This window comes from Neoroseomonas rubea (assembly GCF_016106015.1).
Lineage (GTDB): Bacteria > Pseudomonadota > Alphaproteobacteria > Acetobacterales > Acetobacteraceae > Neoroseomonas > Neoroseomonas rubea.
Genome location: NZ_JACADQ010000110.1, coordinates 1 through 11,534 on the forward strand (window position 1 = coordinate 1; position 11,534 = coordinate 11,534).

At 70.2% G+C, this 11,534-nt stretch carries 11 protein-coding genes; 7 read left to right on the plus strand and 4 right to left on the minus strand.

What is annotated here, in order from left to right:
- From HW577_RS12430 to HW577_RS12460, 7 genes are all read left to right on the plus strand, one after another.
- The coding region (locus HW577_RS12430; protein ID WP_198376452.1) for a DcaP family trimeric outer membrane transporter at window positions 1-1,394 on the plus strand (1,394 nt) is incomplete at its 5' end.
- Window positions 1,395-1,531: 137 nt separating this feature from the next.
- The gene (locus tag HW577_RS12435; RefSeq protein ID WP_198376453.1) at window positions 1,532-2,710 is read left to right on the plus strand and encodes a patatin-like phospholipase family protein; all 1,179 of its coding nucleotides are present in this window, start codon (window positions 1,532-1,534) and stop codon (window positions 2,708-2,710) included.
- A gap of 140 nt (window positions 2,711-2,850) precedes the next feature.
- Window positions 2,851-4,233, plus strand: a complete 1,383-nt coding sequence (locus tag HW577_RS12440) for a M20/M25/M40 family metallo-hydrolase (RefSeq protein ID WP_198376454.1) — start codon at window positions 2,851-2,853, stop codon at window positions 4,231-4,233.
- A 10-nt stretch (window positions 4,234-4,243) separates the two neighbouring features.
- Window positions 4,244-5,779, plus strand: coding sequence for an AbgT family transporter (locus HW577_RS12445; protein ID WP_198376455.1), 1,536 nt, complete (start codon window positions 4,244-4,246; stop codon window positions 5,777-5,779).
- 42 nt (window positions 5,780-5,821) lie between these two features.
- On the plus strand, window positions 5,822-6,280 hold the full coding sequence (locus HW577_RS12450) for a hypothetical protein (RefSeq protein WP_198376456.1): 459 nt from the start codon (window positions 5,822-5,824) through the stop codon (window positions 6,278-6,280).
- A gap of 22 nt (window positions 6,281-6,302) precedes the next feature.
- On the plus strand, window positions 6,303-6,980 hold the full coding sequence (locus HW577_RS12455; RefSeq protein ID WP_198376457.1) for a MarC family protein: 678 nt from the start codon (window positions 6,303-6,305) through the stop codon (window positions 6,978-6,980).
- Between the two features lie 28 nt (window positions 6,981-7,008).
- Window positions 7,009-8,838 (plus strand): SLC13 family permease, encoded by a 1,830-nt coding sequence (locus tag HW577_RS12460; RefSeq protein ID WP_198376458.1) that lies wholly within the window; start codon window positions 7,009-7,011, stop codon window positions 8,836-8,838.
- Between the two features lie 163 nt (window positions 8,839-9,001).
- On the opposite strand, the gene HW577_RS12465 is transcribed toward HW577_RS12460, so the two are convergent.
- The 4 genes from HW577_RS12465 to HW577_RS12480 all read right to left on the minus strand — a co-directional run.
- The gene (locus tag HW577_RS12465; RefSeq protein ID WP_198376459.1) at window positions 9,002-9,826 is read right to left on the minus strand and encodes a 23S rRNA (adenine(2030)-N(6))-methyltransferase RlmJ; all 825 of its coding nucleotides are present in this window, start codon (window positions 9,824-9,826) and stop codon (window positions 9,002-9,004) included.
- A gap of 75 nt (window positions 9,827-9,901) precedes the next feature.
- Complete coding sequence (locus HW577_RS12470) at window positions 9,902-10,258, minus strand: hypothetical protein (protein WP_198376460.1); 357 nt, start codon at window positions 10,256-10,258, stop codon at window positions 9,902-9,904.
- A gap of 64 nt (window positions 10,259-10,322) precedes the next feature.
- Complete coding sequence (locus HW577_RS12475; protein WP_198376461.1) at window positions 10,323-11,219, minus strand: diacylglycerol kinase catalytic domain-containing protein; 897 nt, start codon at window positions 11,217-11,219, stop codon at window positions 10,323-10,325.
- Window positions 11,220-11,224: 5 nt separating this feature from the next.
- Window positions 11,225-11,534, minus strand: a 310-nt coding sequence (locus tag HW577_RS12480) for a hypothetical protein (protein WP_198376462.1), incomplete at its 5' end; no start/stop codon positions are given.

Here is an 11,534-nt window from a genome sequence, read left to right on the forward strand (position 1 = left end):
GGGGCGTATCCGCGCGCGCCGCGCTGGAGCAGGCGCAGGCGGATACGCCCCAGCGCGCCGTGGATCCGCCCGGGCTCGCGCCGCCGGACCCGATGGGCCGCGCCTTCGCGACGGAGGAGGCGCTGCGCTCCGACCTGCCGGGCATCGCCTTCCGCGTGCCGGGCACCGACACGCAGGTCCGGCTCTATGGCTTCGCAAAGCTGACCGCCGCCTACGACCTCGGCCCGCGCAACCAGACCGACGCGCCGCCGCCGCAATCCATCCCGCTGACGGGCAGCGCCGCCGACCGCCAGGGCGGGGATTTCGGCATGACCGCGCGCTTCAGCCGCTTCGGCTTCGACACGCGCACCCTGACCTCCTGGGGCACGCTCGAAACGCGGCTCGAGGGCGATTTCGGCGGTGGCGCGCCGACCTCCTCCAACGCCGTCTTCCGGCTGCGCCAGGCCTGGGCGGAACTCGGCGACGAGCGCATGCGCGTGCTGATCGGCCAGGCGAACAGCCTGTGGAACGAAGGCGTCTTCGAGACGCTGATCGACGCGACGAACCTGAACCAGTCCTTCGTCCGCCAGGCGCAGATCCGCCTGAGCGGGCGGCTCGCGGAAGGCCTGACCGGTCAGGTCTCGATCGAGGCACCGGAGACCGCCTTCACCTCCGCGCTCGGCGTCTTCACGCCGGGGGCGAGCCTGCAGGGCGGCGCGAGCCCGGCGGTGAGTTCGGTCCCCGACCTGCTAGCCCGCCTGACCTGGCGGCAGGACGGGGTGGAACTCGGCCTGCGCGGCATCCTCCGCCAGATCGAGATCCGCACCGACGGAACGGCGGCGCCCGTCGCGGTCTCCGAGACCGCGCCGGGCTGGGGCGTGGCCGGCCATGTCCGCATTCCGATGAGACTGCTGTGGGAGGCGCTCGGCCAGGACGAGATCGCCGCCATGGCCTTCTACGGCGACGGGATCGGCCGCTACTTCGCGGGGCAGACATCCGGGCAGGACGCGCTGACCGACCTCGGCCTGCCGGGCGTGACCGTACCCGGGCTCGACACCATCCCGTCCTATGGCGCGACCCTCGCCTATCGCCGGTTCTGGGCGACGACGCTGCGCAGCACCTTCTCCTATGCCTATGCGCGGAACGACTACCCGTCCTACGCACTCGCCTTCGCGCCAGGATCGGCCTCGGCGCTGTCGCTGAATCGGGAGACGCAGCAGGTCTTCGCCAACCTGATCTGGAGCCCCTTCGCGGACATCCGCAACGGCGTCTTCGGCAGTGGCTGGCTCGATGTCGGGCTGGAGTACGTGTTCACGCGGCGCGATCTTTACGGCGGCGCATCGGCGGCCGGGTCGGGCGGCATCGGGCATGGCATCGCCAATCGCTTCCTTTTTGCCGCGGTGGTGCGGTTCTGACGCATCCGCGGTTCCAGGCGTCACATGCAGTCGCCTAGGATGGCGGCCCGCGGTCGGACCGGCGCGCGGGACCGCAAGCCGGAAGGATGGGCCTGATGCAGCGCGACGTCGGAGCATGTCGGCGGGCCTTTGTGGCCATGCTGCTGATAGTGACGGCCGGCTGCGCGAATATCAGCCGCCTCGACCCGCCTCCGCCGCCGGCCATCGAATCCATCCCGATCCTTGGCGTGTCGAATGCGCGGTTCTGGGTCGATTCGAATCCCGGCGCGCTGGTGACCGAATGGCAGGAGATGCAGCGACGTCAGTTGGCCGCTGCGCCGCGGGGGCTCCTGCCGCCGGCGCATTTCCTCGCGCTGTCCGGCGGCGGCGACAACGGCGCCTTCGGGGCCGGCCTCATGACTGGCTGGACGCAATCCGGCCGACGACCGAGCTTCGATCTGGTGACCGGCATCTCCGCCGGCGCGCTGATCGCACCCTTCGCATTTCTCGGCTCCGACTACGATCCGCAACTGCGGGAAGTCTTCACCGAGGTCGCGCCTTCGGACATCGTCCAGCTCGGCAGCAAGCTGCGCGCGCTGCTGTTCGCGGAATCGCTGGGCGATACCTCGCCGCTCTTCAAGCTGATCGAGCGCCACGTGAACGCCGATCTGATGGCCGCGATCGCGCGCGAATACGGTCGCGGACGGCTGCTGCTGATCGGCACGACGAATCTCGATCTCGGCCGCCCGGTCTTCTGGAACATCGGGGCGATCGCGGCGAGCGGGCATCCCGGTTCCCTCGAGTTGTTCCGGCGCATCCTGCTGGCCTCGGCCTCGATCCCGGGCGCCTTCCCGCCGGTGCTGGTCGATGTCGAGCACGAGGGGACGCGACACCAGGAGATGCACGTCGATGGCGGCGCGACGCTGCAAATGTTCCTCTACCCGCCGCTGATCAACCTGCGCACCGAGCAGCAGGGCCGCATGCCGGCGCGGGAGCGCACGGCCTGGGTGGTGCGCAACGGGCGCCTCGATGTCGAATGGGCGAGCACGGAGCGGTCGATCATCTCGATCACGGGGCGCGCGGCGTCCTCGCTGCTGCACTTCAGCGCGGTGAACGACATCATCCGCATCTACCTGACGACCGCGCGCGACGGGGTGGCCTTCCGCCTTGCCTATATCGGGCCGGACTTCCGGGTGCCGCGGTCCGAACCCTTTGAGACGGCCTACATGCGCGCGCTCTTTGCCTATGGAGAGGCGCAGGGCAGGGACGGCGGTCGGTGGCGGAGCGGCCTGCGCCCGATCGGATCGATCGAGCCGACGTCGCAGCCGCCACGATGACCTCGCCGGCGGGACGCACCGTCAAGCCGCGGCATAGGATGCCAAGGCGGCGCGCCCGCTTTCCGGACTAGGGTCGCCGCAGGGCCACGCGATCCGCCACGGCGGGCAAGACGACAATGTGCCCGCCAGGAGGACATGCGATGGATCCGCTAGACGCCGTGCTCGCGCAGGTGGACGCCAATGCCGACGCGGCGCTCGAGCGCCTTCTCGCGCTGCTGCGCATCCGCTCGATCTCGACCGACCCGACCTTCGCGGCCGAATGCCGCGCCTGCGCCGACTGGCACGCGGCGGACCTTGCCTCGATCGGATTCACCGCCGACGCAAGACCCACGCCGGGCCATCCCATCGTCGTCGCGCATCATCGCTCCGGCGACGGACCCTCGGCATTGTTCTACGGCCATTACGACGTGCAGCCGGTCGATCCCGTGGAGCTCTGGGAGCATGACCCCTTCGAGCCACGCATCGAGACGCGGCCGGACGGCACCAAGGTGATCCGCGGCCGCGGTGCGGCGGACGACAAAGGTCAGCTGATGACTTTCGTCGAGGCCTGCCGCGCCTGGAAGCAGGTGACGGGCAGCCTGCCCATCCCTGTCACCATCCTGCTGGAAGGGGAGGAAGAGTCGGGTGGTGCGAACCTGCCCGGCTTCCTCCAGGCGCATGCCGACGAGCTTCGCGCCGATATCGGCCTGATCTGCGACACCAACATGTGGGACGCCGCGACGCCCGCGATCACGACGATGTTGCGCGGCCTGGCGGGGGAGGAGTTCACCATCACCGCCGCCGACCGCGACCTGCATTCCGGCTTCTACGGATCGGCGGCGACCAACCCGAACCACGTCGTCGCACGCATCCTGGCCGACCTGCGCGACGCCGAAGGCCGCGTGACGCTGCCCGGTTTCTACGACGGCGTGCCGGAACTCGACCCGGCGTTGAAGGCGCAGTGGGACGCGCTGCCCTTCGACCCGAAGGCCTTCCTCGGCACGGTCGGGCTGTCGCTGCCCGCGGGCGAGAAGGGGCGCAGCGTGCTGGAGATGACCTGGTCGCGCCCGACCTGCGAGGTCAACGGCATGGGCGGCGGCTACCAGGGCGATGGCTTCAAGACCGTCATCCCGTCGAAGGCCTCGGCGAAGGTCTCCTTCCGCCTGGTCTTCGACCAGGACCCGCATAAGGTGCGGGAGGCGTTCCGCGCCTTCGTCCGCGCCCGCGTGCCGGGGGATTGCACGGTGGAGTTCCTCGAGCACGGCGCCGGGCGTGCCATCCGCTTCCCGATCGAGGCGCCGGCCTTCCAGAAGGCCCGCCAGGCGCTGACGGACGAGTGGGGGAAGGAAGCCTTCTTCATCGGCGGCGGCGGATCCATCCCCGTGACGCACATGCTCAAGACCTCGCTCGGCATGGACGTGATCCTTGCCGGCTTCGGGCTGGAGGACGACCGGATCCACAGCCCGAACGAAAAATACGACCTGAACTGCTTTCTCAAGGGCATGCGGTCCTGGGTGCGCGTCCTGCACGCGCTGGCGCGCTGAGGACCGCAGCATGACCACAGCCGCCGAAGCGCCCAAGACCGCGATGCAGAAGCTGCTCGACGCCGTCGAGAGGGTAGGCAACCGGGTACCCCACCCGGTGATGATCTTCGTCTACCTAATCGGGATCATCATCGTGCTGTCGACGATCCTGTCGGTGTTCGGCGCGAAGGTCAGCTACCAAGCCTACAACCCCGCCACCGGCAACATCGAGCCCGCCGTGACCGAGGCGCGGAGCCTTCTGACGATCGAAGGCATCCGCTTCATGTACACCGGCGTGGTGGCCAACTTCATGAGCTTCACCGCGGTGGGCGTGATCATCATCGCGATGGTCGGCGTCGGCGTGGCGGAAGAATCCGGCCTAGTGAAGGTGCTGATCCGAAAGCTGGTGATCGTGGCACCCCGCTGGGCGCTGTGCTGGATCCTGACCTTCGTCGGCATCCTCTCCTCGGTCGCGGCGGATGCCGGCTACCTGGTGCTGATCCCGCTCGCGGCGGCTGCGTTCCTGTCGGTCGGCCGGCATCCGCTGGCGGGCCTCGCGGTGGGCTTCGCCTCTGTCGCGGCGGCGTTCCTGGTGAACATCCTGATCGTGCCGGTGGACGGCATCCTGACCGAGATCACCAACGACGCCATCCGCCTTGTGGACCCGAGCCGGTCGATCGACCTGGCGGCGAATGTCTGGTTCTCGATCGGTTCGGTGGTGCTGCTCACCGTGCTGATCGTCGTTGTCACAGAGCGCGTGATCGAGCCGCGCCTGGGGACATATACGGGCGACTACCAGGTGCCCGGCGAGAACGTTCTGAGCGAGGCGGAGTATCGCGGCCTGCGCTACGCCGGCTATGGCCTGCTCGCCGCACTCGCCTTCATAGCCTTGCTGCTGCTGCCGCCCGGCGCACCGCTGCGCAACCCCACGACGGGCGCGATGATCAGCAACTCGCCCTTCATGAACAGCCTGATCGTGACAATCGCGCTGATCTTCCTGGTCGCGGGGGCCGCCTATGGGCGCGGTGCCGGCACCATGAAGAATTCCGCCGACATCATCGCGGCGATGCAGAAGGCGATCGGCGGGTTGGGCGGGCTGATCCTGCTGCTGCTGGTGATCAGCCAGTTCATCGCCTTCTTCAACTACACCAACATGGCGACGCTGGCAGCGGTCTCGGCAGCCCGCATTCTCGAGGCGCTGAACCTGCCGTCGATCGCGCTGATCATCGGCTTCGTCATCGCGGTCATGGGCATCGACCTGATCATCACCGCTGCGATCGCCAAATGGGCGATCTTCGCGCCGGTCTTCGTGCCGTTGCTGATGCAACTCGGCGTCGAGCCGGAGGTGGTGCTGGCGGCCTATCGCGTGGGCGACAGCCCCATCAACGCGATCACGCCGCTCAACGCCTATTTCGCGATGATCGTCACCTTCGCGATCAAGTACCAGAAGGAGGCCGGCGTCGGCACGGTGATCGCGCTGATGCTGCCCTATGTGATCTGGATATCCTTGATCTGGACCATCTTTCTGGCGGCCTGGTACCTGCTCGGCATCCCGTGGGGGCTATGATGGGTGCCCGCCCCGGCTGCGCGCCCGGATGGGGAGGGGAGGATGGCCTTGAGGATTCCGCGCCGGCTTGCCGCCCCCGCCCTGCTGCTCGTCGCCATGCCGGCGGCGGCACAGACGCGCGCCAGGCCGGACCCGAACCCCGACGGATCGATCGAGATCGAACAGGTGCGCGTCGGGGCGCTCGCGCTCGGCGCCTCGGTGGGCGGCGGGCGCCTGCGGTTCCGGGGGGAGGAGCACCGCTTCAACGTGCGGGGGATCGAGTTCGGCACCCTCGGCGTCTCGACCCTCTCCGCGCGGGGGGAGGTGTTCAACCTCCGCCGGCTCGAGGATTTCGCGGGGCGCTACACCGAACGCACGGCGCCTCGCGCGGCCGGCAGCCCCACCGGTCCGGAGACGCGCTTCCTGCGCAATGCCGCCGGCGTCGAGCTTCGGTTGCGGACCGAGCGCGCCGGCGGCCAGTGGCGCATTGGCGAAGCGGGCGTGACCATCGAACTGCGCTGATGCGGCGTGGGCATGCCGCGCCATGATCGATGGCTTCCTCGTCGCGAAACTGCTCTCCTTCTGGCTGTTCGGCTTCTCGACGCTGATCAGCATCATCAACCCCTTCGGCATCGCCTTCGTCTTCCACGACATGACGCGGTGGCTGACGGCGCAGGAAAGGGCGCGCCTCGCCCGCCGGATCGCGATCAATTCCTTCATCGTGCTGCTCGTCGCGCTGTTCCTCGGCTCCCGCGTCCTGTCCTTCTTCGGCATATCGCTCGAGGCGCTACGGATCGGCGGCGGGCTCGCCGTCGCGGCCTCTGGCTGGGCCATGCTGCGCGCCGTGCCGGAAGCGTCGAAAGGGCCGGAGGCGATGGACACCGCGCCGATCGAGCGCATGGCCTTCTTCCCCCTCACGCTGCCGCTGACGACCGGGCCCGGTTCGATCGCCGCCTCGATCGCGCTGGGGGCGGAGCGCAGCACGGAGACGCAGGGGGTGCTGCTCGTCAGCGCCATCTCCTCGGTGCTGATCGCGCTGTCGGTCGCCATCTGCGTCTGGGGCGCCTATGCCCAGTCGGCGGCCATCGCGCGGCGGATCGGACCGCAGGGCACGCTCGTCGCAACCAAGCTGACGGCCTTCCTGCTTCTGTGCATCGGCGTGCAGATCATCCTGACCGGGGTGACGGATGCGCTGCGGCCGCTGCTGGCCCTGCGGGGATGAGGATGCGCCGCGAACAACGAGGACGCCCATGACCAACGACCTGATCCTCGTCCTGGCCTTGCTGGGCGCGGCGATCGCCATGTTCATCGCCAACCGCCCGCGCATGGACGTGGTCGGCATGCTGATGATCGTCCTTCTGCCCCTGACCGGCGTGATCACCATCAACGAGGCGCTGGCCGGCTTCGCCGATCCCGTCGTCGTGCTGCTCGCGGCGCTGTTCATCGTCGGCGATTCGCTGGTGCGCACGGGCGCGGCGCAGCGGGTGGGGGACATGCTCAGCGCCCGCTCGGGCGGCAGCCCGACGCGACTCATGATCCTGCTCATGGTTGCCGCCGCGGGCCTCGGCGCCTTCATGAGCTCGACCGCGGTCGTCGCGATCTTCATCCCGATCGCGCTGCGCATCTGCCGGTCGATGGACGTGGCGCCGTCCCAGCTGATGATGCCGCTGTCCGTGGCGGCGCTGATCAGCGGCATGATGACGCTCGTCGCGACGGCGCCGAATCTCGTCGTCAGCGCGGAACTCGTGCGCCAGGGGCATCAGGGCTTCTCCTTCTTCGCCTTCACGCCCTTCGGGCTGCCGATCCTCGCCTTGGCGATCGGATACATGCTGGTCGCACGCCGCTTCCTCCCCGACCGCCGCCCGCCCCAGGCGAGTGGCCGACAGGCGCCGAGCCTCGCGGAATGGGTTGAGCGCTACAGCCTCGAAGGCCGGATCTATCGCGTGCGGGTGCTGCCCGGCTCCAGCCTCGTCGGACCGCCGCGCGAGGAGATCGACCTGCGCCCCGAGGGCGTGAACCTGCTTGCCATCGAACGGCGCGGCCGGCTGGGGACCGGGATCATCCGGCCCGAACCCTCGGGTGTGCTGCAGGTGGGTGATGTCCTGCTGATGGACGTCCGCGCGCCCGGCCCGCGGGTAGAGGAACTGCGCGCCCTCTACGGGGTCGAGGTGCTGCCGCTCGAAGGCGGCGTCTTCTCCGCCATCCCTTCGCAGGAGATCGGGATGGTCGAGGCGCTCGTCCCGCCGGAGTCGCCCCTGATCGGACGCTCGGTGCTGGATCTGAGGAAGAGCGGCGAATTCGGCCTGACCGTCGTCGGGCTCCGCCACGGCAGCCGCGTCGTCGGGCCGGAGCTGCTCGAGGAACGGCTCAAGGCCGGCGATACGCTGCTGCTGACCGGCTTCTGGTCCGACATACGCCGCCTCGGCACGGAGGATCATGAACTGGTCGTGCTGAACCTGCCGGCCGAGCACGCGGAGATACTGCCCGCCGCCGGCCGCGCGGTCTTCGCGACCGCCATCCTCGGGTTGTTCGTCGTCGTCATCGTCGCGGGGTGGCTGCCGACCGTGCATGCCGCGCTCATCGCCTGCCTGCTGCTCGGGCTGACGCGCTGCATCGACCTCAAGAGCGCCTATGGCGCGATATCGTGGAAGAGCCTGGTTCTGATTGTCGGCATGCTGCCCTTCGCCATCGCGTTGCAGCGGACAGGTGGCGTGGATCTCGCGGCCGACATGGTCGTGGCCTTCGCGGGGGCGGCCTCGCCGCGCGTCATGCTCGGCCTGATCTTCGCGATCACCGCGCTGCTGAGCCTGTTCATATCCAATACCGCGACGGCGGTTCTGATGGCGCCGGTCGCGGTCGCCGTCGCCGGCGAGATCGGTGCCTCCCCGCAACCCTTCGCGATGATGGTGGCGCTCGCGGCCTCGGCCGCCTTCGTGACGCCGGTCTCCTCGCCGGTGAACACGCTGGTCGTCGGGCCTGGCAACTACAGTTTCTTCGACTTCGTGAAGATCGGCCTGCCGTTCACAATTGTAGTGCTGCTGGTCTCCGTCGCCATCGTTCCGATCTTCATGCCGCCATAAGGCCGGGCGTGGCCCCCTTGCCGCTAAGCCGTTCCGCCTGCACGCAGGGGTGAGGGCCGCTTCGTGCCGATCGCGGACCTCGGGACAGCCGGTGGTCGGCCTCAGGCTTGACGCGCGGCTGGCCCACCCGCCGCGCAAGGGTCGAGCCCCGCTGCTTCGCGCATCATTCGGGCGTCACCCGCAGGACCGAGAGGCCCGCCCCAGCTTCGCTCTCCAGCGCGGCGAGAAGGCCTGCGAGCATCTCGCCGGCCGCGGCTTCGAAGCCGAAGGGCGGGTTCACCACCAGCAGCCCGCTGCCATTCAGCCGGCGCGGATCGGTCGGCTCGCGCAGCCACAGCTCGGCCGCGACCACGTCGCGCACCGCGGACGCCTTCAGCGCATCGTGGAAATCGCGCACCGGGGCGCGATGCTTCACCGGATACCAGGCGGCGACGATCGCGGCGCGGAAGCGATGGTTCAGCGCGATGATCGCCTCCGCCAGGCGCGCGAACTCCTCCTCCCGCTCGAAGGGCGGGTCCATCAGCACGAGGCCGCGGCGTTCGGGAAAGGGCGTCAGCGCGCGAATCGCCTCCCACGCGTCGCGGCGATGCACCGCGACCTGCCGGTCGCGCGCGAAATGCGCGCGCAGCGCGGCATGGTCCTCGGGATGCAGTTCGCAGCACATCAGCCGGTCGCCATCGCGCAGCGCGGCGCGCACCAGCGCCGGAGATCCCGGGTAGCGCGTGGGAAAGCCCTGCGCATGGAGCGCCTCGAGATAGGGCGCGAGCGGCCCTTCCCGCACCTCCGCGAGCCGCAGCGCGCCCTTCGCCGCCTCGCCCGTCCGCTGCGCTTCCTCCGCCGACAGGTCGTACATCCCGCGGCCGGCATGGGTGTCGAGCACGGCGAAGGGCGCCGGCTTGCGTGCCAGCGCGCCGAGCAGCCAGACCAGCAGCGCGTGCTTCAGGCAGTCCGCATGGTTCCCGGCGTGGAAAGCGTGGCGGTAGTTCATCGCGCGCTCATCGCGCGATGCGGGGCGTTGCGCAATGGCGCGAGGTGACAAGGGCGCTGCGGCGCGCCGCGCCGCTCAGTAATGCGCCACCTCCACCAGCAGGCATCCGCCGGCGCTGGTCAGCGTCGCGCGCCGCGCGCCATGCGCGATGCTGAGAGCGGCCGGCGCGTGCAGCGGCGCGGCGTGCCCCGCGATCGCGACCTCGCCCCGCAGCAGCAGGTATTCCTGCCAGTAGTCGCCTTCGCCCGGCGGCGCCTCGGGCAGCGTCGCGCCCGCCGGCAGCCGCAGCATCTGCACCCGCGCGCCGCGGCCCGTAGTGGGGTCCAGCGAATTGGCGAGGATGCGCACCATCACGCCTTCCGGCGCGCCGGGCAGGTGGAACCAGGCCTCGCCATCTTCGAACTGATGCACCTCCCCGGCGGTTACGCGCATGCGGGATCCTCCCTTTACTCGCGGCCATTCTGCCATGCGCCCCGCAGCGCGTCCCTGCGACGGATCAAGCGGGCACGGCGAGGTTGAGCCGCCGCGCGGCCGGCGCCACCGTCACGCGCCGCCCCCAGCCGAAGGCCAGCCGGTCCGTCTCGATGCCGTCGGCGAAGATGGTGCCGCCCTCGTCCATTTCGGAGGTGACGGTGAGCGGCGCTTCCTCCAGCAGCCCGGCGACGAGGTCCGCCCCCGTCGCCGGCCCCGGCCAGGCTTCCCGCACCAGGAAGCCGAGCCGCTGCGCGGTCGGCGGCAGGTCGAGCCGCCGCCCCGTTGCGCGCTGGATGGAGGCCGCCCAGCCCGTCGCCCCCGTGCCCGTTGCGACGATGAGGCCGGAGGAGGACTGCCTCTCCCGCGCCCCGTTCGCCATGAGCGTGTAGCGCGCCGACTGGTGGCTGCGATGGCCGATGAAGACTTCGTTCAGCGCAAGCAGCCTCTCCCCGTCGTCGAGCCGCGCCTCGGCCATGGTGCGCGGCTCGAGCGGGAGGCTGCCGGCGGCGGCCTCGGCGATCGCCTCCTCCGCCTCCGCCACGCGGAAGCGCACCAGCACGCCGGCGTTGCGGCCGGGCGCGGGGTCGATGCCGATCACCGTCTGGCCGTCGAGATACTTCGCCACGTTTGCGACGAGCCCGTCCGGGCCGAGGGCGAGCACGATGTCCTCCGGCCCGAAGACGAAGCGTTCCAACTCGCCCCGCATCAGCACCGCCTGCCGCCAGTCCGGCGGGATGGCGGCGCGGACGCGGCGCAGCGCCTCGGTGAAGGCGTGATGCGCCGCCTCCACCTCCTTCAGGTCGATCCCCCGCCGCTCCAGAACGAAGCGGGCGGAGGCGAGGGTGGCGTGGGTGGCGCGGACGCGGTCGAGTTCCGTCTCCCGCCGCACCAGCACCACCCGGGGGGCGAGGATGGCCATGGCCGTCAGCCCCCCTTCCGGGGTGCTGCGAGCGCGGCGCCGAAGGCGTCGCCGAGCTGTGCGACGATGTCCGGGCCGAGGTTCAGCGTGCCGATCTTGGCGGAGGCCATGCCGTGCCTGAACGCTTCCGCGATGACGACGATGTCCGGCATGGACCGCGCGATCTCGGCGCGGGCGCGTTCGGCTTCCAGCCTGGCGCCGTCGATGGCGCGGGTCGCGGCGGCTTCCGCCTCGGCCGCGATGCCGCGCGCCTGGGCGGCGGCGGCCGCGCCGATCGCCTGGGTCTCGCTCGCGGACTGGGCGGCGATGCGCGCG